The organism is Pontibacillus salipaludis (assembly GCF_014642405.1).
GTDB lineage: Bacteria > Bacillota > Bacilli > Bacillales > BH030062 > Pontibacillus > Pontibacillus salipaludis.
In genome coordinates this window covers 63,790-88,519 of sequence record NZ_BMIN01000019.1, presented here as the reverse complement: position 1 = coordinate 88,519, position 24,730 = coordinate 63,790, and the positions used below count along the sequence as shown (strand labels likewise).

23 protein-coding genes are annotated in these 24,730 nt (G+C 42.3%); 7 read left to right on the top strand and 16 right to left on the bottom strand.

Features of this window, described 5'->3' with window-relative positions; genetic code table 11:
* Window positions 1-197: 197 nt before the first annotated feature.
* Both lepB and IEW76_RS17210 read right to left on the bottom strand, forming a co-directional pair.
* Entirely contained in the window at window positions 198-743 is a 546-nt protein-coding gene (gene lepB, locus IEW76_RS17215; protein WP_188655660.1) for a signal peptidase I, read from the bottom strand.
* Window positions 744-795: 52 nt separating this feature from the next.
* A complete protein-coding gene (locus tag IEW76_RS17210; protein WP_188655659.1) occupies window positions 796-1,443 on the bottom strand; it encodes a TVP38/TMEM64 family protein in 648 nt (215 codons plus the stop codon).
* A gap of 234 nt (window positions 1,444-1,677) precedes the next feature.
* On the opposite strand from IEW76_RS17210, the gene IEW76_RS17205 reads away from it, so the two are divergent.
* Window positions 1,678-2,082, top strand: a complete 405-nt coding sequence (locus tag IEW76_RS17205; RefSeq protein WP_188655658.1) for a YhjD family protein — start codon at window positions 1,678-1,680, stop codon at window positions 2,080-2,082.
* A 61-nt stretch (window positions 2,083-2,143) separates the two neighbouring features.
* Here the strand turns inward: IEW76_RS17205 and IEW76_RS17200 are convergent, their stop codons facing one another.
* Window positions 2,144-2,674, bottom strand: a complete 531-nt coding sequence (locus IEW76_RS17200) for a competence protein ComK (protein WP_229721285.1) — start codon at window positions 2,672-2,674, stop codon at window positions 2,144-2,146.
* 139 nt (window positions 2,675-2,813) lie between these two features.
* Window positions 2,814-2,957 (bottom strand): hypothetical protein, encoded by a 144-nt coding sequence (locus IEW76_RS17195; protein ID WP_188655657.1) that lies wholly within the window; start codon window positions 2,955-2,957, stop codon window positions 2,814-2,816.
* Between the two features lie 71 nt (window positions 2,958-3,028).
* Here IEW76_RS17195 and IEW76_RS17190 point away from each other — a divergent pair, with 71 nt between their 5' ends.
* Window positions 3,029-3,484: a DUF3939 domain-containing protein gene (locus IEW76_RS17190; protein ID WP_188655656.1), complete on the top strand. Its 456-nt coding sequence runs from the start codon at window positions 3,029-3,031 to the stop codon at window positions 3,482-3,484.
* 694 nt (window positions 3,485-4,178) lie between these two features.
* Here the strand turns inward: IEW76_RS17190 and IEW76_RS17185 are convergent.
* Window positions 4,179-5,378: a M48 family metallopeptidase gene (locus IEW76_RS17185; RefSeq protein WP_188655655.1), complete on the bottom strand. Its 1,200-nt coding sequence runs from the start codon at window positions 5,376-5,378 to the stop codon at window positions 4,179-4,181.
* A gap of 160 nt (window positions 5,379-5,538) precedes the next feature.
* Here IEW76_RS17185 and IEW76_RS17180 point away from each other — a divergent pair, with 160 nt between their 5' ends.
* The 3 genes from IEW76_RS17180 to IEW76_RS17170 all read left to right on the top strand — a co-directional run bounded on the left by IEW76_RS17180 (window position 5,539) and on the right by IEW76_RS17170 (window position 8,605).
* Window positions 5,539-6,126: an SCO family protein gene (locus IEW76_RS17180; protein WP_188655654.1), complete on the top strand. Its 588-nt coding sequence runs from the start codon at window positions 5,539-5,541 to the stop codon at window positions 6,124-6,126.
* A gap of 593 nt (window positions 6,127-6,719) precedes the next feature.
* Complete coding sequence (locus tag IEW76_RS17175) at window positions 6,720-8,171, top strand: SulP family inorganic anion transporter (RefSeq protein ID WP_188655653.1); 1,452 nt, start codon at window positions 6,720-6,722, stop codon at window positions 8,169-8,171.
* 14 nt (window positions 8,172-8,185) lie between these two features.
* On the top strand, window positions 8,186-8,605 hold the full coding sequence (locus IEW76_RS17170) for a universal stress protein (RefSeq protein WP_188655652.1): 420 nt from the start codon (window positions 8,186-8,188) through the stop codon (window positions 8,603-8,605).
* 337 nt (window positions 8,606-8,942) lie between these two features.
* Here IEW76_RS17170 and IEW76_RS17165 read toward each other — a convergent pair whose 3' ends face one another.
* The 4 genes from IEW76_RS17165 to IEW76_RS17150 form a co-directional block, all read right to left on the bottom strand.
* Complete coding sequence (locus IEW76_RS17165) at window positions 8,943-9,740, bottom strand: ABC transporter ATP-binding protein (RefSeq protein WP_188655651.1); 798 nt, start codon at window positions 9,738-9,740, stop codon at window positions 8,943-8,945.
* On the bottom strand, window positions 9,718-10,737 hold the full coding sequence (locus IEW76_RS17160) for an ABC transporter permease (protein WP_188655650.1): 1,020 nt from the start codon (window positions 10,735-10,737) through the stop codon (window positions 9,718-9,720). The genes IEW76_RS17165 and IEW76_RS17160 overlap by 23 nt, the downstream gene beginning before the upstream one ends.
* Window positions 10,738-10,749: 12 nt before the next feature.
* Window positions 10,750-11,733, bottom strand: a complete 984-nt coding sequence (locus IEW76_RS17155; protein WP_188655649.1) for an ABC transporter substrate-binding protein — start codon at window positions 11,731-11,733, stop codon at window positions 10,750-10,752.
* Between the two features lie 648 nt (window positions 11,734-12,381).
* Window positions 12,382-13,917, bottom strand: coding sequence for a fatty acid--CoA ligase family protein (locus IEW76_RS17150; protein ID WP_188655648.1), 1,536 nt, complete (start codon window positions 13,915-13,917; stop codon window positions 12,382-12,384).
* A 148-nt stretch (window positions 13,918-14,065) separates the two neighbouring features.
* Between IEW76_RS17150 and IEW76_RS17145 the strand changes: the two genes are divergently transcribed.
* On the top strand, window positions 14,066-14,413 hold the full coding sequence (locus IEW76_RS17145; RefSeq protein WP_229721284.1) for a YrhK family protein: 348 nt from the start codon (window positions 14,066-14,068) through the stop codon (window positions 14,411-14,413).
* A 39-nt stretch (window positions 14,414-14,452) separates the two neighbouring features.
* On the opposite strand, the gene lplA is transcribed toward IEW76_RS17145, so the two are convergent.
* Together lplA and IEW76_RS17135 are read right to left on the bottom strand one after the other, a co-directional pair.
* Window positions 14,453-15,457, bottom strand: coding sequence for a lipoate--protein ligase (gene lplA / locus IEW76_RS17140; RefSeq protein ID WP_188655666.1), 1,005 nt, complete (start codon window positions 15,455-15,457; stop codon window positions 14,453-14,455).
* Between the two features lie 80 nt (window positions 15,458-15,537).
* Window positions 15,538-16,269, bottom strand: coding sequence for an MBL fold metallo-hydrolase (locus IEW76_RS17135; protein WP_188655647.1), 732 nt, complete (start codon window positions 16,267-16,269; stop codon window positions 15,538-15,540).
* 121 nt (window positions 16,270-16,390) lie between these two features.
* On the opposite strand from IEW76_RS17135, the gene yhfH reads away from it, so the two are divergent.
* On the top strand, window positions 16,391-16,519 hold the full coding sequence (yhfH, locus tag IEW76_RS17130) for a protein YhfH (RefSeq protein WP_084599712.1): 129 nt from the start codon (window positions 16,391-16,393) through the stop codon (window positions 16,517-16,519).
* Between the two features lie 220 nt (window positions 16,520-16,739).
* On the opposite strand, the gene IEW76_RS17125 is transcribed toward yhfH, so the two are convergent.
* The 5 genes from IEW76_RS17125 to IEW76_RS17105 all read right to left on the bottom strand — a co-directional run bounded on the left by IEW76_RS17125 (window position 16,740) and on the right by IEW76_RS17105 (window position 24,607).
* Window positions 16,740-17,756 carry a LacI family DNA-binding transcriptional regulator gene (locus IEW76_RS17125; protein ID WP_188655646.1) on the bottom strand — a complete coding sequence of 339 codons (1,017 nt, stop codon included), beginning with the start codon at window positions 17,754-17,756 and terminating at the stop codon, window positions 16,740-16,742.
* Window positions 17,757-18,397: 641 nt separating this feature from the next.
* Window positions 18,398-19,807, bottom strand: coding sequence for a protoporphyrinogen oxidase (gene hemY / locus IEW76_RS17120; RefSeq protein WP_188655645.1), 1,410 nt, complete (start codon window positions 19,805-19,807; stop codon window positions 18,398-18,400).
* 9 nt (window positions 19,808-19,816) lie between these two features.
* Window positions 19,817-20,749, bottom strand: coding sequence for a ferrochelatase (gene hemH / locus IEW76_RS17115; protein WP_188655644.1), 933 nt, complete (start codon window positions 20,747-20,749; stop codon window positions 19,817-19,819).
* A 34-nt stretch (window positions 20,750-20,783) separates the two neighbouring features.
* Complete coding sequence (gene hemE, locus IEW76_RS17110; protein WP_188655643.1) at window positions 20,784-21,821, bottom strand: uroporphyrinogen decarboxylase; 1,038 nt, start codon at window positions 21,819-21,821, stop codon at window positions 20,784-20,786.
* 623 nt (window positions 21,822-22,444) lie between these two features.
* Window positions 22,445-24,607, bottom strand: a complete 2,163-nt coding sequence (locus IEW76_RS17105; RefSeq protein ID WP_188655642.1) for a transglycosylase domain-containing protein — start codon at window positions 24,605-24,607, stop codon at window positions 22,445-22,447.
* Between the last annotated feature and the right edge of the window lie 123 nt (window positions 24,608-24,730).

Here is a 24,730-nt window from a genome sequence, read left to right as displayed (position 1 = left end):
GCCTCCGACTTCCTTTAGATTCTGGGTCGCCCCAGACACCCTTGTCTTTGGCTAACGGCTACAACGACCTTCACCGTTCGGGACTTTAACCCTAAAGCTTACGTCCATGCCGGGCACACCAAAAAAGAGCACTCTAGCCAGGGGCTAATTGGAGTGCTCTTCTACGTTCTATATTATGTGTATGACTCATCTGCCGTCTAAAATTTAAGAGCTAGCTTATTAATTGGCCAGTAGCGTACGTCAACTTTCCCTACAATCGTATCAATAGGGACAAAGCCGAAATAGCGACTGTCTAAACTCTCTCTTCGGTTATCTCCCATTACGAAAATATGGCCTTCTGGCACTTTTTTAGCGCCACCTTCAATCTCTTCGAGGGTGAAGGATTCAGTTAACGGCTTTCCATCGTTAACCCGATAAGGATCTAGGTAGGGCTCGTCTACTTTTTGCCCATTTAAATATAATGTATCGTCTTCATATCGAATGGTGTCACCAGGTAAACCAATTACACGTTTCACGTAATCTTCTTTTTCATTAGCATGAAATACAATGACGTCCGTATGATTGACATCCTGTAAGTCATAAACCACTTTATTGACCATTAATAGATTCCCATCAAAAAGCGTCGGTTGCATGGATTCCCCTTCAACCACATAGCTTGCAAACAAAAACGAACGAAACATAAGAGCGAGAACAATAGCAAATACAATGGTCCGAAGCCATCTCCAGGCACTTTTCATATTCATGATTTCTCCTCCAGAAGTGTACTACTATCATTCTACCCATATTCGTTTTCGCCTAATCGTTTGCGCTTACGTTTTCATGAGAACGTTGTTGCAATTTACGTTCAATCACCTTTCCGATTACCCAAAAGATTGCAATACAGATTCCTACTACGATAGTTTTCAAAGGTTTCTGAGCAAACTCCGTAATGCTGTGACCTACATAAGAGATTGTAAAAATCATCACCGCTTTCCCCATCACGACAGCTAGCACAAACTGCTGAAAGCTTATTTTCGACAATGCCCCGACGACATTAATAATCGCTGATGGAGAGAATGGGAAACACATTAACAAGAATAACGGTCCAAATCCGTGACGCTCGAGCCATGAGGTTACCCGCTGCACTTGCTTATTCCGCCTTATAAACTGAAAGAATTTCTTCTCTCCGAGCCTTCGAATCACCCAAAAGACAAATACCGCACCAAGAACTGCACCAAACCAGGAAAATAAAAACCCCTTTAATAACCCGTATGCGATCGAGTTCCCTACCACAAATATAAACAAAGGTAAAAAAGGCAAAATCGCCTCTAACAAAGGGAGCAATATTCCTGGCAATGGACCTAACGCTTCATATTCTTGCAGCAACTGCATAATAAAATCATCAAACGTATCGTTTTTAATCATTTCTTTTAGCGCTTCATAATCTAAGTCTTGAATATTCATCCATCTAACTCCTAACAGAGATATAAACTCAAACAGCGACTCTTTCCACTTCTTCATGCTACTTACCTTTCTATTATAAATGGTAGCCACATCGTTGTGAAAAGAAACCCATTCCCGAGGTCTTTTAGTATGTTTTTTTGTAACATGGAGACCATTTCCATCATACACCTATTTGTTTCTACATAAAATTACGTTATAATAGAACATATGTTCTCATTACAGGAGGGAACGAACATGCGGTACTTAAGTGAAGAAGATCGAGAACTCGCCTCAAGATTTCTCTTCTTATCCATGGCCATTCTCGTTATTGAAAAAGACATCCACACGATTGAGCAAGGTTCTTTCAAAATTAAAGAACCGTATATGGAATTATTGAGAAAGATGGCCCATAAGGCAAAATCAGAACGAAGATATCTAAGAGGAATTATGAAATCACGCCAACTGGACGTTATGCTTTTATCAAAAAATGAATCCTTCTCCTCCTACCTATTTGTATCAGGAGGTCATGAAGAAAAAAGAAATTACTTTAATCCTGCCATTCGTAAGCATGTAGAAACCATTATGTATGAACTCATGCGCAAAGTGCTTCAACCTTCCCAAGGGAAATTAGCCTCAAGCGGTATGGAAGACTCGCCATAACCCTCGCCTCTAATTTCTTCTCAAAAAAGGAGACGCCCAAAAGGCGTCTCCTTCTCGTTTTTTATGATTTTGGATGAAAAGCAACTGATTCAGCTACATGATCGAAACTAGGCTTTGTCACATACTGAAGCCGCTCATTCAATTTATAGCGGAACTGTGCCGTGCGCTGAATTTGGTTCCAAATGGTACCCTTTGAAACATCCAATATGACGGATCGTTGGTTTTTGAAGACTAAGCGTGTTTGCTGATGCCCGGTTGATTCGATTAGATCAACATGGGAGTGAGCGACCCAGGAGCAATACACATTCTGAGGGGAAATAGTTGGGAAGAAATACATGCCACTCATTGGATCAATGGCAATCGGGGCTTTGTGTGTAATACCAGTAACATCTCTCGTTCCAGCTTGTCGTCCTTTCAAACTCGACCCAAAGTACTTACATGCATAATCAATTATGCGCTTTGGAGATTGATTAACATAAAAAGATTCCTCCCCCTCCATAACAAGTGAGATAATCTTTCCATCTGCCCTTTCATCAGCAACAATCGCTTGCGTGAACGGAGAAACTTCGAACCTGTCTTTCCACATATCCATACATTCATCCTCTCTTCTGAAATAAGGTGCTTCTTCATTATACTAAAATTAACCATTAAATAAGTGGATATATGAAAATCAGACAGAAATTGAATTTCTGCAAGACACTAAGTGGTAAAAATTTCTGTTATACTGAAAACTAGACCCCAATTTGATGAGAATCTGCGGGCACATCCCACTCTTCTACATCCTTTACATGGAATAAGAACCCATCATCGTTCATACCAAAATCCGGATTCAATGCCGTGTCAATCTCAAGTTCCGTTAGAGGGCTTTCTCCCATACCGCGCACCTCCTTTCTCCCTCTTAGGTTGCGCGATCCAAATACAATTAACCAAATTGGAGTGACACAAAATGTGGTGGAATAAGAAAAAGAAGAAACAAGAACAGCTTGAAGTAAAAGATTTATCGCTCTCACAAGTTCGAAGAGCCATCCATGAATTCACAGATCATTTGCCAGACGGAGTCGAATTACGAACCGTCATTAATGAGGACCTCACACTCGATTACAATCTCTTAGCCCCTTACCTTAAAGGCATCCCAAAAGATACGTACTACATGTCTAAAGAAACGTACGAGTTATTTGAAGAGAAAGATCGTCAACTCGCGCTCGACCTAGATTATATCCAACGCGCAGTCGATTACTACATCAAGCAAAACAATGAACTACCGATCATTGAAAACGACCCGTACTTTAAAGTGAACTACTTCAAACTTGAAAAAGCCGGCCTCATACACGAAAGGCCAGACCGAGATTTTTATATTACAGATGACGAGCACATGATTACGTACAAGCGCCCGGGCGAATAATGAAATGGTGTTTCCGTTACTTTTACTAAGTCAAAATTAAAAACATATTATTATGTATAATTCTCAAACTTCAGGATAACCTATATAACATCTAGCTCCATTCGTATTATAGCTCTGGTCTGGGTTGTTTATTCTTAAACAAGTACCCGACTAACCTACGACGTTACGAATTGGAGCTATTTTACGTTTAAGAAGCCCTTCTTACCAACCCTCTTTAACGCAATCCACGCAATAATCATCCATACACCGTACAAGATAATCCCAATAAGCTTAAAAAAGCATAAAAAAAGGGCCAATGCGATCGAGGCATTGGCCAAAAAGAGACGACTGGTTAACTTTTGAGTGAGGGAATTACTTGTGAACGATTAGTCCATGACGACAAACCTCGTTCACAGTGCATGTAAGCTCAACAACAAACATGCAACAAGACTCCATAAACGAACCCCGAGATTTGAGAGACAACGAATGTCCTACAAAAGTGCGGTGTCGTTTAATTTGTCTTGAGTCTATTCTAATATAATCTTGGTCAAAAGTAACCGAAAAACATTTGCGGTATCACGCAACCGTTTGCGGTTTTCACATAATATTCCAACAACTATACCTAGGGCGGTTAAAAGACAACGCCTTTATACTGTAAATGTCTTTCATTTCGAGAGAATATTTACAAGTTATATTAATATAACGAATTAAAAAGTCAATCGTTTTGTGTCCGCTGGTCCATTTCACTTTGAATGCGCTCAATCCTTTCCCCGAGCGGAGGATGAGTATATCGAAGCCAAACAATCCAATTATGTGGCGAGAGGTCACTTTTTGATTCCCTTGCTAATGCCTGATAACTTTCAAGCGCTGGTTGCAAATCGTCCGTATGTTCAATAGCATAACGGTCTGCTGTGCGTTCCATCACTCTCGAAACATACAAGTTAATGGGTTGCGTGGCAAACATCAAAAACGTGAGAACCAGCAACAAGACCGGTACACTGCGGAGATCAGAACGTTCACGTAAACCTAGACGTTCCTTCCCATTTCGATAGATAAGCGAATAAATGCGCGCAAGGCTCCACAAAAGCACAACGCTCAATAATAAATAACCAGCTACACCTATATAAACATGGTGTTTCACATAGTGAGCAATTTCGTGAGCCAGTATAAACAATACTTCACCTTGACTCATCCCATTCAGCATTGTATCCCATAAGACTATTCGCTTCTGCCCGCCAATTCCGGTCACATAGGCGTTGAAGGTGCTCGTCTTCTCACTCATATTCACTTGAAAAATATGATCCTCCTCAATCCCTGCTTCACCAGCTAGTTCTACTATAGAATCTTTTAAGCTTCCTGCTTCAAGCGATGTAAAATCTTCAAATAAGGGATCAATCCAGATCGGCTGCACATAAATGATGAAAAAAGCGACAGGGAGAGAAGTCAGCCACAAAACAAGCCACCATTTCTGCGGAAACTTTGAGACAATACTGCGAAAGACCGCAATTAATACCGCTACTACCACAATAAAAAGCACGCTTTGAATACTCCATTCTACCAGCCAATCTCCGATGGGCTGATGACTAATGGAAGCAGCTTTAGACATTGAATAACCAACTCCATCTAATGGCAAGGAGATGAGTTGAAGAGCTGTCATAAATACAACACCAAAGATAAATGACTGAACCCACTTTTTCTTAAACCGCTTTTCGATCCAATCCAACATGCCTTTGTGCCAGTCCATTATAATGAAGGACAATAATACGATCCAGGGGAACGTTAATTGTGTAAAGGAATAAGCATAACGGTATGCTGCGTATCTTGAATCAGCATACGTATCAAGTTCATAAACCCAGCCAAAATAGACCCATAACACAACTAAAAAGATAGCATAAACTCCAAGTAACTTCTTCAAAGCATCCTCTCCCATTCTAAACTCTATTGTACAAATATCAGCCTAAAAAATTCAAATTGTTGCCATAATATTGTAACCAGTTGTTCACCAAAACCCCTATTACCACCGTAGTTACTCTTGTAATATAAAAGTAAGCAGAACGGTTACAGGGGGAATGGATATGAAAAAGAAATGGTATATTGTCTTTATTTCTTTATTAGTAATTGGCATCGGCCTTGGAATATCATATTTGCAATTTTGGCGCGACGCAGGGGTAGAACTACCTACAGACGTGCGTATGAATACCGCACAAGGTGAAGAATACAATCTGGCTTCTATGGATGAAAAAGTTCGCATTGTTGAGTTTATGTACACCAAATGCCCAGATGTATGTCCACTCACCACCCAACGCATGATGCATTTAAAAGAACAATTTAAAGATAACGGGGTTTACGGGGATCAAGTTGAATTTGTAACCGTTACCATCGATCCAGAAAATGATACAAATGAACGCCTACAACAGTATATGAAAAGCTTTGGCGCAGAAGAAGACCCGTCCTGGATCTTTTTAAGAGGATCAGTAGAAGACACCAAAAAGCTAGCAGAACCTTTCCGTTTCCTGTTCAAAGATAACGGCACAGACTACCTTGTCCACACATCTTACGCTTACCTCCTCGACAAGGACAATTACCTCGTTGGCAAATTCCCAATGGGCGAAGCCTTTAACAAAGACCAAGTGTACAATACCGTGATGGACCTAGTGAACTAACCTAGAAGGGGCCTTTTCCAATAAGGAAAAGGCCCCCTTATTTAATTTTCAAGACATGGGCTGAGAGAATACTTCCGTTAACGGTAGTAAGAGCAAGGTGGTCCGGGAAACTACTCCCTTTCCGCGGGCGAGCTGTCGAGCCTCCTCGGGCAAAAAGCATGCCCTGCGGGGTCTCGTCTAACTCTTCTTCCCGCAGGAGTCTCGCAGTTTCCCGGACCACCTTTGCCATATTAAAAGTAACGGAAGCATGCCAGAAATGATTTCATAGAGTTTCATAACCCCTGTGCCCAGGTCCGTTCACCTCCATAATGGAAGGTCTGACTGGAGGACTGCGAGACTCCCGCGGGAAAGGAGCCTAGGGGAGACCCACAGAGAGCGTTAGCGAACGAGGAGGCTTCCCAGCTCCCCGCAGGAAAGCGAGTGGTCCTCCAGTCAGACCTAGCGACTCTTCCCCGCAACGGACCCTCCCCACTCCATATCTCAGTTTTAAGCTATCCACATAAAAGTACGTATGTGGAAGACCATCCTTGCTCATGTTTGTCAACGTTTCGGGGATGATAAGGGGTAGCATATTGGCAAGGGAGTTTTTTCAGATGGAGGTACAGAGCTTTAAGGAATCTTGGTTTATTAATACAAAAGGGGACCTCTTATCAGGTACTGTTGTGGCGCTTGCGCTTGTACCGGAGGCGATCGCTTTTTCTATTATTGCAGGGGTTGATCCGATGGTTGGGTTGTACGCTTCTTTTATTATAGCAGTGGTGATCGCTTTCGTTGGTGGGCGACCTGGTATGATCTCAGGTGCTACCGGGGCAATGGCTTTACTGATGGTTGATCTTGTTGCGGGGTACGGTCTTTCTTATTTATTAGCAGCAACCCTATTAACAGGGGTTTTACAAATTGCTTTTGGTATAGCAAAGCTTGCTAGGTTCATGAGGTTTATTCCTCGTTCTGTTATGGTCGGGTTTGTGAATGCACTGGCCATACTGATCTTTACAGCTCAACTCGAACACTTTTCAGGGGCTGGGTGGGTGATGTATGCGATGGTCATTGGGACGTTAGCTATTATTTATCTCTTGCCTCGTGTAAGTACTGCGGTCCCTTCTGCACTCGTTGCAATTGTTGTGGTTACAGCAATCGCATTCCTTACGAATACGACGGTTAGTACTGTGGGCGATATGGGCGAAATTACAAAGGCCTTTCCTTCCTTCTTCCTCCCCGCTGTTCCACTTACATTTGAAACGCTACGTATTATTTTTCCTTATGCGCTTGGATTAGCTGTTGTCGGCCTCGTTGAATCGCTCTTAACCGCTAGCATTGTCGATGAATCAACCGGTACCTATAGCAACAAGAACCAAGAATCAAAAGGTCAAGGAATCGCTAATATTATAACAGGATGTTTCGGCGGCATGGCAGGATGTGCGATGATTGGTCAATCCGTCATTAACGTCAAATCAGGCGGGAGAGGAAGACTATCTTCTCTTACAGCTGGTGTGGTTCTTATCTTATTAATTGTCTTCCTTGGAGATATCGTTTCCCAAATTCCGATGGCCGCACTAGTTGGCGTCATGATTATGGTCTCAATCGGGACGTTTGACTGGAATTCCATTAAAACGATTCCAATCGTTCCGCTAACAGATAACATCGTGATGGTCGTTACAGTCATAACGGTCATTCTTACCCATAACCTAGCGATCGGGGTATTAACAGGAATTCTTCTCAGTTCTATGTTCTTTGTTCATAAAATTTCTAAAGTTCATATACGTCGTTCTATTCATGGAAATCGGATGATGATTTACTTTAAAGGTGAACTGTTCTTTGCTTCTGTTACAGATCTGTTTCATGAATTTGATTATACGATGGACGGAGCTAAAGAAGTGGTGCTTGATTTTAGTGAAGCTCGTTTATGGGATGATTCCGCTGTCGCTGTACTTGATAAAATCATACGCCGCTTTGAAGATCAAGGGATAAACGCCTATATTATCGGACTTAATAAACTAAGTTCAGACTTAAACCAAAAATTAGCACGAAAATTAGATAACCATTAAAAGGTGATCGACTAATGTATAAGAACATTTTATTAGCCTCGGATGGCTCAGAACACGCTTTACGAGCGAGTGATCATGCTTTTCATCTTGCCTCTTGTAACCAGGAAGCCGTTGTAGAAATTCTATATGTGATCAACCGAGCTCATGCAAAGTCCAGTACACTCCAAAACTGGAATAGCCCGGAGGGAATCGATGTTAACGAAGAAAATCGATCTGCTATCGAACTAAAAGCTAAGAAAGCTGATATTCCTTACCAAGTGACAACTCTCGAAGGAGAACCAGGACCTACTATTGTTGAGTATGCAAATCAAGGGGAGTTTGATGTGGTCGTTATCGGGAGTAGAGGTCTGAATGGACTGCAGGAAATGGTGTTAGGCAGTGTGAGCCATAAAGTGGCCAAGCGAGTTCATTGCCCGGTATTAATTATAAAGTAATGTACTTGTTTGTCTGATCTCAAGCTCTGCGCGGCTCAAGCTATGGTGTTACGGCTCAAGACCAATCATACTGGCCCAAGTTTTTGAAAAATCGGCTCAAGTGCTTAAAATAACAGCTCAAGTCCATAAGGTATAGGCTTAAGTCAGAGAAGAATGACTCAAGATGACAGTGAAAGGCTCAAGATCAAAGAAAAACGGCTCAAGTCCCGCGCTTCGAACAAACAAAGGTAGAGTGAAGAGTCTCAAGTGACCCAAACTGGATTGAATGTGAATAGTAACGTTCACTATAAAAAAGATCTGCCCGATCCATCTGAATCGGGCAGATCTTTTTCTTTTATTATTTTTGCAACAACGTTTTATCATCTGCTAAGGATTTACCGCGAGCCTTTTGGAAGGCTTCTAGTAAGTCTGCGACGGTTAGCTTTTTCTTCTCTTCCGCATCGGCATGAAAGATAATTTTACCTTCATCCATCATAATTAAACGATTACCAAGGGAGAGCGCCTGCTCCATGTCATGGGTGACCATCAGCGTTGTGAGCTGGTGCTGATCAACGACATCTCTTGTAATTGAAGTGATGTGTTCCGCGCGTGCAGGATCAAGTGCTGCCGTGTGCTCATCAAGTAACAGGATTCGCGGTTCGGTGAACGTAGCCATTAATAAAGATAAGGCTTGTCGTTCCCCACCTGAGAGCAACCCAACTTGCGTAGTCAGGCGGTCATGGAGATTAACGTTCATATCTTGAAGAAGCTTCTTAAATTCTTTCTTTCTAGAGGAACTCACTCCCCGTCCAAGACCCCGTTTCTTCGTACGACCTAGCGCTAAGGCTAAATTTTCTTCTATCGTCATATGAGGCGCTGTTCCCGCCATTGGATCCTGGAACACTCGTCCAATCCATTTTGATCGCTTATGCTCCGGAAGGTATGTCATGTTCAGGTCATCTACTGCCATAAGACCTTGATCAGGAAACAGGACTCCTGCAATTAAGTTAAGGAGTGTTGACTTGCCTGCTCCATTACTTCCGATCACCGTGACGAAGTCTCCCTCCTCTAGCGTCAGAGAAACGTTGTCGATCGCTCGTTTTTCATCAGGTGTTCCTTTGTAGAAGGTTTTTTCAATCTGTTTGAGGTTTAGCAACGTCCTGTCCCCTTTCCTGCTTAAGTTCTTGTGTTAAGGCTTTCTGCTGGCGTTTACGCTCCATCCACTCTTTGATTTGACCAGAGAATGTTGGAATAACAAGTGCTCCTGTTACGATAATTGCTGTAATGAGTTTAAGGTCACTTGCTTTTACAAATTCAAGTTGCATGGCTACAGCTAGAATGATGCGATACAAGACTGCTCCTAGTACAACAGCGAGCGTTGTTCTCGCAATGGACTTACGACCAAATACGCCTTCTCCGATAATAACGGAAGCCAGACCAACAATAATCATCCCAACTCCAAGACCCACATCAGCAAAACCGTTATACTGAACAATTAAAGCTCCGCTCATCGCAACAAGTGCATTTGAGAGTCCTAAGCCAATCATTATATAAAGACCAGTGTTCGCTGATAGACTCTTGATCATCTTTGCATTGTCACCCGTTGCCCTAAGTGCAATACCAGACTCTGTCTGCAAGAACCAATCAAGAACCTTCTTCACACCGATAATCAGAAGGGTTCCAAACAGAAGCACATAAAATGTATTCGGCGCAGCACCTTCCATTCCTAGTTCTTGAAATGGAGTCATTAAAGCTGCATCAATCCCTGTAGATGCCCACCAGCTTTCGATTTGAGAGAACAACGTCTCTTCGTTTAGAAGAGGGATATTGGGACGTCCCATAATACGGAGATTAATAGAATATAGAGCAATCATCATCAGAATGCCTGATAATAATGGGTTGATCTTCCCCTTCGTATGAAGGAACCCTGTCATACACCCTGCAATAAAACCCGCAGCCCCTCCTGCTAGCGTAGCCAAGAATGGTGATGTTCCACTTACCATAAGAACGGATGCGACGGCTCCACCCGTTACAAAGCTGCCATCTACGGTTAGATCAGGGAAATCTAAAATGCGAAAACTGATATAAACGCCAAGGGCCATAATCGCGTATAGTAACCCTGACTCAATTGCGCCGAATAATGCTCCTGTCATGATGATCCTCCTCTACTTTTCTACAATCTCTGCTTCTTCTTTCCAGCCTTCCTGAATCTCTACACCCATTTCGTTCGCTGCATCTTTATTAATCTGAAGCTTTAAGTTTTGTGGGTAAGAAACAGGGATTTCTCCAGGGTTCTTTCCTTCTTCCAGGATTTCAATGGCTTTTTGACCAGCTTCAAAGCCGATGTCGTAGTAATCAAACCCATAAGCTGCAAAGCCTCCGCGCTCAACTGAATCAAGCTCTCCTACAAGAACAGGAGTATCTTCTTCTTGCCCTACAAGTAAAACAGATTCAAGAGCACTTACAACCGTGTTATCCGTAACAATGTAAAGAGCGTCCACTTTTCCAGTCAGAGATTCTGCTGCTTGCTTTACTTCAGCGGATGTCGTAACGGTTGCTGTCTTGATATCAACCTTGTCACCTGCAATCTCTTTAACACGTTCAATTTGAGACGATGAATTCTGTTCACTTGGGTTGTACAGCATTCCTACTGTTTGAACATCCATTTTCTCTGTCATAAATGAAATTGTATTCGGAATAGCATCCGGGTGTGTATCTGTTGTGCCTGTTACGTTGCCACCTGGGGATTCCATTGAATCAACCAGGTTTGACCCAACAGGATCTGTAACCGATGTAAAGACGATCGGAATATCTTTCGTTGCGTTCAGTGCACTTTGAGCACTTCCTGTTGAATTAGCAAATATTAAATCAACATCGTCCCCTACAAAGTTATCAGCAATGGTCTGATTGTTCTTTGCGTCCCCTTGTGCAAGCTGAACGTCGAAGTTCACATTAAGACCTGCTTCCTCAAACGCTGCTTTAAACCCTTCTTGGGCTGCATCAAGCGATGGGTGTTCAACAATTTGAGTGATGCCTACTGTATAATCATATGATTCCTCTTTCTCATTTCCTTCTTTAGCTTCTGAACTTGAACAGCCTGTAATCGCCAAGATGGCAACGATACTGGCTACTATTAACCACTTCTTCATTGTTGTTCCCCCTCTGTTATGTACTTTAGCACTTTTATGCTTTTATGCTTTTATGCGCTAAAATTTGATATGTTCTAAACTAACGAATTTTTTACTAGATTGCAAGAGGGATGAGTGAATTTGTTAGAAAATTCTTTTATCATATGGGCTCGGAGAATGTTTCCGTTACCTTTGATTGAGCGTAAGTTGGGCCAGGAAACGACTCGCTTTCCTGTGGGGAGCTGGTGAGCCTCCTCGCCCGGCAGAGCCGGACTGTGGGGTCTCACCTAGGCTCTTCTGCCCACGGGAGTCTCGCAGTTTCCCGGCCCACCTTTACCATACAAGGAGGAACGAAAACATGCCATATAGGGTAACAACAGACCCGCTGATGTGAAATGCGTGGCCGTTCACCCACCATAAAGACAGGGATTGCTCGGGGACTGCGAGACTCCCGCGGGAAAGATAGTTGTCCCCGAGCAATCCCAAGCACTCTTACACGCAGGCGGCCCCTTCCTGCTGAAATATCTCAACTTTAACCATTCCATATAAGGGGGCTATGGGACAAAATCAACACTAAACATTAACAGAGCCATTCAACAAAAAAACGAGTATAAAACCCAAAATGGATTTCATACTCGTTAGGACTTATTTGATTACTTCGATGCCGCATTATTGCGTAACCCGGTCGCGTAGGTTCTTTCTTAGGATCTTACCAGTGGTGTTCTTTGGTAGTTCATCTAAGAATTCAATTACCGTTGGTAGTTTATACTTGGCCAAGTGCTCTCTACAGTAGTCGAGTAACTGGTCCTCCGTAATCGTGTCATTTACCACTACAAAGGCTTGTACCGCTTCTCCGAGATTTGGGTCTGGTGCGCCTACTACTGCGACTTCTGTTACGTTCGGGTGTTGGTACAGAACTTCTTCTACTTCACGCGGGTAGACGTTGTAGCCTCCTACGAGTATCATGTCTTTCTTTCGATCAACGATGTAGAAGTACCCCTCTTCATCAACTTTGGCCATATCTCCTGTATACAGCCAACCATCACGTAACGTTACAGCTGTTTCTTCTGGGAGCTTGTAATACCCCTTCATGACGTTAGGTCCACGAACAACAAGTTCTCCTACTTCTCCAACAGGAACCTCATCACCTAGTTCATCTACTACTTTATTTTCTACGTGCCATATGTTTTGACCAATGGAACCGGCTTTTCTAGGACGGTCGAGAGGGTTAAAACAGGTAACTGGAGATGCCTCGGATAACCCATACCCTTCTGAAACAATGACCTGAAAGGCCTGCTCAAATTGCTTTAGCAATGCTACCGGCATTGAGGCTCCTCCTGAAATACACAAGCGTATACTTTCGAAATCTCTCTTGTGCGCCTCTCCTCCCTGAAGCAAATAGTTGTACATGGTAGGCACTCCTGCAAATACAGTAGCCCCTTCATCCTTCGCCACCTTAAACACGTCCTCAGGAGAGAACTTTGGAAGGATCAAAACAGTCCCACCATTCATAAGAGGAGCATTTAAAGCTACCGTGAAACAAAATACATGAAACATAGGAAGAGTCGCTATAACTTTATCTTCAGGACTATACTTCAAGTAATCAGCCACGTCTTTGGCGTTAGAATACACGTTCTTATGGGTAAGCATTGCTCCTTTTGGCTTTCCGGTTGTACCGGACGTATAAAGGATGATCGCAATGTCTTCATCGTCAATCGCCGGTCTCTCCAGTGATAGTTCAGCGGTTCTCATCAAACCTGTAAACGATTTCATTTTATCGTTTAAAAACTCTTGAGCATTTGAGACATCTGCCCCTGTGTCTCCCACGATATAGTGGTGGATCTCTGGAAAATCTGAAGCCAAAGCCACGAACTTATCCATAAACAAATCCATTGTAATAACGCCTTTTACATCACCATTCTTTAAAATGTACCGCATCTCTTCCACTGTATAAATCGGGTTAATTGGGATGACTGTAAGCCCCAAACGCAAAGCCCCGTATAGACCAATAACATAGTATGGGCTATTCCCCGATACAAGTGCAATGTGATCCCCTTTTTTATACCCTAACTCTTTCAAACTGGACGCAAACTTCGTAACTGCACCTTCTAACTCCATGTAGCTTGTTTTCTCACCTTGAAAAATATAAGCCGTCTTTGATGGATTCCCCTTTGCTGTTATCGACAGTTGATCACTTATGTTCAAAAAAGCCCACTCCCCTTCATCATGAATGAATGATCATTCATTTTTAAGTAAAAAAACAGTCACACTTATTATAAAATACTGACAATTTTTGAGCAAGTCTATACTTCAGAATCTATAAGATTAATCCCCTTGTAGAAGGGGGTATTAATTGAGTAGAGAAAAAAAGAAAGGGGGGATTTCCATGAGCCAGGAACAGCAGCAAGCTAATGCTCAAACTCAAAGTAAACAAGATTACGTTGATTTAAAAGTCGGAAAGCATGATTTATTTTTTAAAAAGCCTTATCAAATCCTTTATACATTAAACGACTTTCTCTTAGGTCTTTGGTTTCTTATCGGGAGTATTTGCTTTTATTTTGAAGGTTCTGTAAAGACCTGGGGAGTTACATTATTTGTTGTAGGGAGTGTTCAATTATTAATCAGGCCCTCTATTCGCCTTGCCCATCGGATCCATTTAAAGAATTACTACAGAGAAGAATATGAACAGCAGCAAAAATAAAACCGCTTGAGCGACAAGCCCAAGCGGTTTGTTTTCATTTTAGTAGATAAGTGATAAGAAATCTTCTTTTGAAATACGCCCAAGATAATGTGAAATATCTAAGTCCTGAATCTCTTCATCAATTGCACTACGCTCATAGCGGGTGCCAATTAAACGATTCTCAATTTCACTCACATCGCCTACACCGAAGAAGTCACCATAAATCTTCGCATTTTCAATCATACCTTTTTTCACATCTAGACGTACATCAACTGTACCTCCGTCGAACCGATGTGAATGCTGGATATTAGATGCTGGGGATTTCCCATAGTTCCAATCCCACTGCTGATAACGTTCTTCTGAAAGAGCGTAAATGTTCTTCCAATCTTGTTCTGTTAATTTATATTGAGGTACATCTTCAACATTTTCTACATCGAAAATATAACGAAGGATCATTGCTTTAAAGTCTTCCATTGATAAATCTTCAGTTACGTATTCTGAGATATTGGCTACACGGCTTCGGATTGATTTGATCCCCTTAGAACGGATTTTTTCTGACTTCACACGTAAAGCCGAAACGACGTTTTCGATCTCTGAATCAAACATTAATGTACCATGGCTAAACATGCGGCCTTTGGTAGAGAACTGAGCATTCCCTGAAATTTTACGGCCATCTTCTAGCTGGATATCATTACGCCCTGATAGTTCTGCCTTAACACCAAGCTTCTGTAAAGCATCTGTTACAGGCTTTGTGAACTTAGCAAAGTCATTAAAGCTGTTTCCATCATCTTTCGTTAAGAAGCTAAAGTTCAAGTTCCCAAGATCATGATAAACAGCTCCACCACCAGAAAGTCGGCGAACAACATGAATACCATTGTTCTCTACATAATCGGTATTAATCTCTTCAATGGTATTCTGATTCTTACCAATGATAATGGAAGGCTCATTGATATAGAACAGCAAGTAGCTTGTATCATCATCAATCTCTAAATTCTTAAGTACATATTCTTCGATCGCTAAGTTAATGCGCGGATCGTTAATTCCCTCATGGTCTACAAAAAGCATCATAGTCTCTTCCTCCTATTCGTCTCTATCGACCTTATTGTAATAGATTCCTCTCCTCTATTCAATTCTATTGGCTAAGCCTAGGACTCAAAGCTTAATCCTTCTTGTGCTAGCTCAATCTCTCCTCCGTACTGTTCAGCAGCCTGATCTTTTAAATCCTGGACGTTACCAAAGTGCGGAAGGTGACTGAGCCAAAGCTTGCCTACCTCTGCTTCATGAGCAATCTTCCCTACTTCTTCACTCGTCATATGACCTGGATTCGTTCCATCCATCCCTTTATAAAAGTTACAATCGGTGATAAGTAAGTCCGTTCCTTTACTGAATGAAATGAATTCATCTAAATAGCTTGAATCTGCTGTATAAACAAACGAAGACGTTCCATCTGATATACGCATTGCATAACATGGCACAGGGTGTGCGGTCTTCATAAATTGTATCGAAAAAGGTCCTATCTCAAGTGTTTGATCAGGATCATACCCAATCCCTTCCGTACGATCATGTGTAAGTGCCTCAAATCCTGCCTGATCTTCTTTATGACCATAGATTGGTAAAACTTCTTCTGTTTCTCTTAAAATATTTTGTACCTTCCACGCATACTGCATCACACCAATATCAGCTACGTGGTCAAAATGATAATGAGATAAGATAACAGCGTCGATATCCATAACATTTACTTTAGACTGCAAGCGCGATAACGCCCCACTTCCACAATCGACGAGCAGCGTGAAATCTCCAGATGTCACAAGATAACTTGAAGTTGCACTGTTTACAGCAGGGTATCCACCCCAAAATCCATTTACTGTTATTTTCATGTTTATAGATCCTCCTATCGGGTATTTAAAAAAAGTACAAGTTGTTATAAAACAAAGTGTTGTATTATTCGTTCTGTTATAATACAATAAAGGTACACAAACTAACTGGAGGGATTTTCCGATGATGAGCCCAATCGAGTTTTTTAAGACACTTCCTGAAAAGAAATGCACAGCATGTGGCAACGCAATCCAAGAGCAAGCTGACTGCTATGGCGATGTTTGTGAAGAATGCGACGACCCAGCTCGCTAACTCCAAGAACCTCTACACTTAATGTACCTCACGATTAACAACCTAAACAAACAATAACAAACTCTACTCTAGAGAACAGCAACCGCTGTTCTTTTTTCTTGTCTTAATGTAAAACAGTACTAGTACAGATCTGGGCTGTTTCTCCATAAAAAAAGCATCCCAATTTTATTGGAATGCTTTTTCATTATCTCATGTATTAAAATAGAAAGGTACACCCTCCCTAAAGAGGGACTAAATTGGTTTGACGGCTTGTCGATACTCTCGATTGAAGACGGTGAGGAAAGACATGCTCTTCATGCTTTAAATTATACCCTTGTTCCACCTGTTGTACTAAAAGTTCCACACAGCGCCCGGCCATTTTCTGAAAGGGCTGTTCGATCGTCGTAATGGACGGATTCATCAACATAGAAATGGCTTGATTATCAAACCCGATAACAAGAATATCTTCTGGCACCTTAACCCCTGCCTTAACAGCTTCATAAATAAAACCAGCAGCCATCTCGTCAGAGCCTGCAAATACCCCGTTAATCGATGGGTAATGAGCCTGGATTTGATGAAACAACTCTCGTCCACTTTTTACATCGACAGCGGAGCTAAACAACTCAGTCTCAATAGGCGATATCCCCCGTTCATTAAGCGCTTTCAAAAAACCCTTTTCACGATCACGAAAGACATAGCTATCGTGACCTCCTTGTAAAAAGGCGATTTCTGATGCACCATTCTCAATAAGATGAATCGTTGCCTCATATGCTGCTTTTTCTTGATCAATATGAACAACCGGAACAGGAGCTGTACTTACATTCTCATTACACAACACTATCGGCCCAGATTGTAAGTACTCCTCCACAACTTCCCATTCGTTTTCAAGAGAGGTCATAATAATTCCATCCACCTGTTTTTTACGAAGGAGTTCTAAATAATCTCTTTCTTTATCTGGTAAGTTATGAGTCTGACAAATAATGACTTGGTATCCCCATTCTGAGGCTTTCATTTCCATAGATTCGATTAAATGATTAAAGAAAGGATTCGTAATCCTCGGAAGTAACACGGCAATTGTTTCAGTCTTTTGACTGCGTAAGCGCCTTGCAGAGGAATTCGGAACATATCCTAAAGCCTTCATCGCATCCTCTACTCTTACACGCTTATCCTCTGATACATACGGCTGATCATTAATCACTCGAGAAACAGTTGTTCTAGACAACCCTGCAAACTTTGCAACATCCTCAATTGTTGCCACTGTAAACGCCCCCTGATGATAATATCCGAGCTATAAATTCCATTTTAATGAAATCGTTTTCATGTATACGATTCTACTAGTCTTTGGAATTTCTTGCAACATCAGAATAAAGTGCAACCGTTTGAATCTTATTAAATGCCTTCCTTCCCCTCTGCTTAGATATAGAGAAGTTTCCGTCAGCTTTTATGTAGCGTAAGGTTGGCCTGGAAATCACTCGCTTTCCGCGGCCCCACACGACGTGGGGTCGTTCGACGTTGTCACAGGACGTGACGGCCTTAGTCGAACTTCCCCTTTCTTTTTTAGCCTCCTCGTGAAAACCTCTCTGCGGGATCTCGTCTAGCTCTCTCTCCCGCAGGAGTCTCGCAATTTCCAGGCCAACCTTTACCGAATTAGGGAGGAGACGGAAACGCGCGATATATGGCAAGGAAGGCACTTAAAAATACTTATAATATTAAAGCGGTCCGTTCAGCCACTTAACATCAGGGCTTGCTGTGGGACGAGGAGACTCCCGCGGGGTGAGGAGCTTATCCAGTTCCGGAGTGGAGGACCTAGCCCCAATCTGGTAACGGACCCACCCTAGCCCTGAATGTTATACATATTAAAACAGGGCAGCTCATTATAATGAGCTGCCCTGTTGACAGTTATTTAGCTTTTAAATAGTCCAAAACATTTTGTACAGCTTTTTCACCTTGGTCGATACAGTCTGGTATGCCTAGGCCTTCGTATGAGGCTCCTGCTAGGTAAACGCCGGGTAGTTCATCCGCCATGTCGGCTTGGATTTGTTTCAGGCGATCTTTGTGACCTACTGTATATTGGGCACGGGAGTCTCTCCAGCGTGTCACCACGGTAAATTCTGGCTTTTGAGTAATGTTCATCGTTTTATTTAAGTCTTGTAAAACGATGTCAGCAATCTCTTCATCTGATAGATCAACCGCTCCCTGGTCACTAGGTTTACCTACGTAAGCGCGCAGGAGTGCTTTTCCATCTGGTGTTGTATGTGGCCATTTCTTATGGGTCCACGTACAAGCTGTAATTCGATAATCGCTATTTCTGGAAACGAGGAAGCCTGAACCATTAATGTCTTGTTGAATAGCGGATTGATCAAAGGCCATTGCTACGTTCGCGACAGATGTGGCAGGCATCTCCTTAAAGGAATCCATAAAGGAATACTGGCTCAACATCGACTGTGCAGCATAGTGTGGTGTAGTAATAACTACACTATCCGCCTGAATGACTTCACCGTTATGGAGCTTTAGCTCATACCTTTCTGCCTTTTTCTCAATTTGAGTGACGCTTGTCTCCAATTGAACAGAGCCTTCTTCGAGTGAATCGGAGACAGCTTCCACAAGAGAACCTAATCCATTTTGAAGTGTACGGAATGGACTCGGTTTCTTGCCTGTTTTATTAGTAGAGGGTTTTGGCACGGTTTTTTGGAGACCTCTTACGATTCCGCCATACTTTTGCTCTAATTGATAGAAGTTCGGGAACGTAGCCATTAAGCTTAAGTTGTCAATATCCCCTGAATAGATCCCGGATAACAACGGTTCTATTAGATTTTCAACCACTTCATCTCCAAGACGGTTCCGGAAAAAGTGTCCTAATGACTGATCCGTTTGAGGCTTACTTTTTGGCTTAATGAAATCACCGGCCGCGCGCAATTTCCCTTGTGGAGAGAAAAGACTTGAGAAGACAAATGGACGGACTTGAACAGGAATTCCCATATAAGACCCACTCGGGATCTCATGAAGTTTTTCGTTTGCTAACACGTATGATTTCCCTGTTGCAACCGTCACAAGATCACTCGTTAATCCAACTTCATCAATTAACCTAAAGACGCTTGGCTTACGTGCCAATAGTGAATCTGGACCTCGCTCAATCGTGAACCCTTGCTTTTTCTCTGTTTCAATCATTCCACCTAAACGGTTGCTTCCTTCAAGTACCTGCACGTTTAACGGCAAGTTATGCTCTTTTGCTTCTTTTTGCAAATAATAGGCTGTCGATAATCCAGTGATCCCTCCACCTATTACAACAACTTTTTTCTGTTCAGACATCGCTATCCCCTACTTTTTAGCTTGTTTTAAAACGACTTCCGCTAATGTGCTAATAAATAATGGATGAGTATTCGGCATTTCAGGACGGTAATAAGATGCTCCTAGCTCATCGCATACCACTTTACACTCATAATCGTTGTCATATAGTACCTCTAAGTGATCAGATACAAATCCAACCGGAGCATAGACAAATGTGCGATAGCCTTTTTCGTGATATAAGTCTCTTGTTAAGTCTTGTACATCCGGTCCAATCCAAGGGTCAGGTGTGTTTCCTTCACTTTGCCAACCAATTTCATAGTCTTGAATTTGTAGTTGGCCTGCGATTAGATCAGCTGTTTTCTTAAGTTGGTCCGGGTATGGATCACCGTTTTGAATAATCTTCTCAGGCAGACTGTGTGCAGAAACGATCAGGACCGCTTTCTCACGTTCTTCTGCCGTCATTTCTTCGTAAACTTTACGGAGGGACTCTGTCCAGTATTGGATAAACCCTTCCTCGTCGTACCAGCTCTCAACAGAGGTGATATTCGTTACGCCATGCTTTTCGGCTTCTTCCTGAGCACGACCGTTATATGATTTCACGCTAAACGTAGAATAGTGAGGAGCAAGTACAATCGATACAGCTTCTTCAATTCCATCGTTCGCCATTTGCTCCACAGCGTCTTCAATAAATGGATCAATGTGCTTAAGACCTAAATACAGTTTGAATTCAACGTCATCTTGAACTTCGTTTAACTTCGCTGTTAACGCGTCTGCTTGTTCTTGCGTAATCCGAGCAAGTGGAGAGATCCCTCCAATGGCTTCATAGCGCTCGCGCAATTCGTCGATCATGTCCTGAGAAGGAGTTCGTCCACGACGAATATGCGTGTAATAACGTTCTAAATCGTCTTCTTTATAGGGTGTACCATATGCCATTACAAGAAGTCCCATTGTTTTCTTTGCCATTCGTTAACACCTCTTTTAAAAAGTTTGTTGTCTCTTACGATCTCTTAGAGTAATCGTGAATAAACTGCGTCAAACGCTTTAGTGTTTCAGGTTTTACCTCAGGGAAAACACCATGGCCAAGGTTAAACACAAAACCTGGCTGACTCATCCCCTGGTCTAGTATAGCCTTTGTGCGTTCTTCTATCGTCTCCCAATCGGCTAACAATAGGGCCGGGTCAAGATTCCCTTGTAACGATTTATTTATTCCCATATCACGAGCTTCATTTATAGTTGTACGCCAATCAAGACCCACAACATCTAGCGGAAGGTCATTCCAATCTTTCGCAAGGTGAGTAGCTCCAACACCATGCATAATGAGTGGCACGTTCTCCTCGCGAAGTTCTGAAAAGATCCGCTCCATTACTGGTTTAATAAACTGTCGATAGTCTCGAACACTTAGTGACCCAACCCAAGAATCAAAGATTTGGATAGCTTTAGCTCCTGAATGGATCTGGGCTCGCACATAGCGAATCACAAGATCAGCAAGTTTGTCCATTAATAAGAACCAAGCTCTTGGATCTGTGTACATCATCGCTTTTGTCTTATGATAATTCTTAGATGGCCCACCTTCAATCATATAGCTCGCTAGCGTAAATGGCGCTCCACTAAAGCCAATTAACGGAACGTTTAGCTGCTCTTCTGTTAGAAGTTTAATGGTATCTAAGACGTAAGGAACGTCGGAGTGTGGATCAATTTCACCAAGTTTCTCTACGTCAGCCAAGGAACGAATTGGGTTATGAATCACTGGACCTATTCCTTTTTTAATTTCAACATCCACCCCAATCGCCGGTAGAGGTGACATGATATCTTTATAAAGAACCGCCGCATCAACGTTATAGTTTTCCACTGGTAAACGGGTCACGTAAGCGCATAACTCTGGTTGATGAGTAATCTCAAATAAAGAGTATTTCTCTTTCAATTTATTGTATTCAGGTTGGGAACGTCCCGCCTGTCTCATATACCACACAGGTACATGATCTGTTTGTTCGCCTCTGAAAGCTTTTAAAATCGTGTCATTAAATGAATTTGTCATACCGTTCTCACCTTTCACATTGATCATTTGCACGTCGACAGTGATCAATTGTCTATCTACCAATATACCCATTGACGGTTTTTATGTATAGATTATGAAGCAGATTGTCATGATTTTGTCGATTACTTAATTATTTCCTATTCCTATTTTACACAACATTGATGCGAAATGAAAAATATTGTCGAACGTTTTCATAAAAGAAGCCACATCAAGAGGCAATAATGCCCTGATGTGGCTAGCTTTTTCTTCGTGTTTCCTTGATCTCACGGTTCAGTCCAGTCTGTACGTGGCTAAACGGGTGACTTGCGCTTTTGATTCGGCTAGCTCCTGTCACCCACCAACTAGCAGACTTCCCTCACCTCTGATCGATCAGTCAACATCGATTCGCTTACGCTCTTCGTGTTTCCTTGATCTCACGCCGGTTCAGTCCAGTCTGTACGTGGCTAGGCGGGTGACTTGCGCTTTTGATTCGGCTAGCTCCTGTCACCCACCAACTAGCAGACTTCCCTCACCTCTGATCGATCAGTCAACATCGATTCGCTTACGCTCTTCGTGTTTCCTTGATCTCACGCCGGTTCAGTCCAGTCTGTACGTTGCTAGGCGGGTGACTTGCGCTTTTGATATTACCATTCAACTCTTACTTGATTAGAAGGTGATCCTTCTGTATCAGTTAGTGGATCATATGGAACGATGTAATAGGTTTCGTCATGGAACAGCGTTAGTCGTTTAATCGTATAACGACCTTTTCCTTCTACTTCACCGATTCGTTCGTCTTGTCCATCCTCTTCTCTGTAAATGCGATAGACGACACGGTCATCTTGTGCTGGTGTCCATGTCAGTTCTGCTTGGAGAAGGGTTAAGGAGCCAAATGAAAGGGTTCCGTCTAAGTCATCTATGACGGGTAGATCGATCGGTGGTGGAACGTCTTCTACTCCATCTGGTTGTGTAAATGAATCTTCTAGTTGTTTTACCTGATCGACCCGAGTTAGTACCTCTTTCATTACTTTTGTAGGGGAGGCACTTCCATCATTTAAATAGTGCTTCTCATCAGATTGATCATAGCCAACCCATACAGAACCTACATATTCAGGGGTAAAACCAACAAACCAGGCATCTTTTGTTTTCTTATCCACATAAGGGTGCTGCGTAGATCCGGTTTTACCAGCTAAAGCTTTCTCATACGTACCGCTTCGTCCAGTACCTTCAGTCACTACGGATTCTAGCATCCTTGTAATGGACCAAGCTGTTTGAGGATTGAAGATTTGCTCAGGCTTTGGCTCATACTTGTGGACCAATTCCCCGTCCTTGTCGTAAATTTCTACAATGGAATGAGGCTCTATCATTTCCCCGTCGTGAATAAACGTTCTGTAAGATCGAACCAGATCTACCGGTGTCACGCCTTTTTTAAGACCACCTAGCGCAATGGATAACCCATTGTCTTCAAGGTCCATGCCTAGCTTTTCTAAATAATTCTTGGAGTAATCGATTCCAATCTCGTTTAACAGCCATACTGCTGAAGCATTCTTAGATAACATTAGTGACTTGTAAATCGAGATATAGTCATCATACGTACCATCGTAATTAGTAGGAGTGTAATCTCCGTATGACAGCTTTTGATCTACCAAAAGGGAGTACGGCGTGTACTGTTCTAGATCTAGGGCAGGTCCATATACAGCCAGTGGCTTCATGACAGAACCAGGCTGCCGTTTTTCTAACAAACGGTTTAAGTCTCCCCGCTCGTTATTACGCCCCCCTTGAGCGGCCAAAATCTCTCCTGTTTCCTGATCCATTAATAGAAAGGTTCCTTGTACTCCTTCAGCAGATCCAGGAAAGTACTGATCCATTTGCATCACTTCGTGTGAGATCCGTTGAACGTCTTCATCCACGCTTACAACAATGCGATAGCCTCCCTGGTACAATTCATCTTCGCTAAGTCCATGTTGTTCTTTAGCCTCTGTTACGACATAATCTAGATAGCTATTCAGCCAAGGCTTCTCTTCAGGACTGCCATGATTGATGCCCAAGTTCTTTCGCTGTAACTGCACAGCTTCTTCTGATGTTACAAAACCTTCGGCAAGCATGCGGCTAATGACGATATCGCGACGACCTTTCGCACGTTCTGGGTGATCTATAGGATCATAGTAATTCGGACCTTTTGGCAAAGCTGCTAGTAACGCTCCTTCTGTTAGCGAAAGGTCTGAAACAGGTTTACTAAAGAAGTATTGAGAAGCAGATTCAATACCATATAATCCGTTTCCAAAATAGATCGTGTTTAAGTAGTATTCGAGAATTTTCTTCTTCGGCACGTTTCGTTCTAAGTACAAGGATGCCATCACTTCTTTGATCTTTCGTGTCCACGTCTTGTCATGGGTTAAGAATAAGTTTTTCGAGAGCTGCTGGGTAATCGTACTCCCGCCTTCCACCTTTTCCATTGCAATTAAATCACGGTATAAAGCCCTAGCCGTTGCTATAACATCAACACCCGCATGTTCATAGAAACGTCCGTCTTCAATCGCAATAAAAGCATTCTCCACATGATCTGGTATATCCCCAATCGGGACAACTGTTCGATTCTCTTTATATAATTTTGTTAATTCATCACCGTTTCTTGTTTCGATCACAGATGCTTCATCTAGCACAAGCAGACGCTCATCTACGATCCTCTTCCCACCAATTAATAGAGTAAAGTAACCAGCGAAAGCTAGTACCACCATGCTTGCTACAACAATGATGAGCCAGCGCCACCTCTTTACCCAGTCGGGGATTTTTATTTCTCTCCAATTCATAACGTTCACCTCGTCCTATTGTACATTGGAGTGCTTGAATACTTACCAATATTATACGCTAACACAAAGTTTTAGAAAAAGGCTTCCTTCTTGCTTGCTTTTTAAATTCTTTCGTTGCTACAC

Bases quoted from the DNA above. Each gene is read 5' to 3' on its own strand.
- lepB (WP_188655660.1), bottom strand. From the start codon at position 743: ATGAATATGAAAAGTGCCTGGAGATGGCTTCGGACCATTGTATTTGCT.
- IEW76_RS17210 (WP_188655659.1), bottom strand. From the start codon at position 1,443: ATGAATATTCAAGACTTAGATTATGAAGCGCTAAAAGAAATGATTAAA.
- IEW76_RS17205 (WP_188655658.1), top strand. From the start codon at position 1,678: ATGCGGTACTTAAGTGAAGAAGATCGAGAACTCGCCTCAAGATTTCTC.
- IEW76_RS17200 (WP_229721285.1), bottom strand. From the start codon at position 2,674: ATGGATATGTGGAAAGACAGGTTCGAAGTTTCTCCGTTCACGCAAGCG.
- IEW76_RS17195 (WP_188655657.1), bottom strand. From the start codon at position 2,957: ATGGGAGAAAGCCCTCTAACGGAACTTGAGATTGACACGGCATTGAAT.
- IEW76_RS17190 (WP_188655656.1), top strand. From the start codon at position 3,029: ATGTGGTGGAATAAGAAAAAGAAGAAACAAGAACAGCTTGAAGTAAAA.
- IEW76_RS17180 (WP_188655654.1), top strand. From the start codon at position 5,539: ATGAAAAAGAAATGGTATATTGTCTTTATTTCTTTATTAGTAATTGGC.
- IEW76_RS17175 (WP_188655653.1), top strand. From the start codon at position 6,720: ATGGAGGTACAGAGCTTTAAGGAATCTTGGTTTATTAATACAAAAGGG.
- IEW76_RS17170 (WP_188655652.1), top strand. From the start codon at position 8,186: ATGTATAAGAACATTTTATTAGCCTCGGATGGCTCAGAACACGCTTTA.
- IEW76_RS17160 (WP_188655650.1), bottom strand. From the start codon at position 10,737: ATGACAGGAGCATTATTCGGCGCAATTGAGTCAGGGTTACTATACGCG.
- IEW76_RS17155 (WP_188655649.1), bottom strand. From the start codon at position 11,733: ATGAAGAAGTGGTTAATAGTAGCCAGTATCGTTGCCATCTTGGCGATT.
- lplA (WP_188655666.1), bottom strand. From the start codon at position 15,457: ATGCTTTTTGTAGACCATGAGGGAATTAACGATCCGCGCATTAACTTA.
- IEW76_RS17135 (WP_188655647.1), bottom strand. From the start codon at position 16,269: ATGAAAATAACAGTAAATGGATTTTGGGGTGGATACCCTGCTGTAAAC.
- yhfH (WP_084599712.1), top strand. From the start codon at position 16,391: ATGATGAGCCCAATCGAGTTTTTTAAGACACTTCCTGAAAAGAAATGC.
- hemY (WP_188655645.1), bottom strand. From the start codon at position 19,807: ATGTCTGAACAGAAAAAAGTTGTTGTAATAGGTGGAGGGATCACTGGA.
- hemH (WP_188655644.1), bottom strand. From the start codon at position 20,749: ATGGCAAAGAAAACAATGGGACTTCTTGTAATGGCATATGGTACACCC.
- hemE (WP_188655643.1), bottom strand. From the start codon at position 21,821: ATGACAAATTCATTTAATGACACGATTTTAAAAGCTTTCAGAGGCGAA.
- IEW76_RS17105 (WP_188655642.1), bottom strand. From the start codon at position 24,607: ATGAATTGGAGAGAAATAAAAATCCCCGACTGGGTAAAGAGGTGGCGC.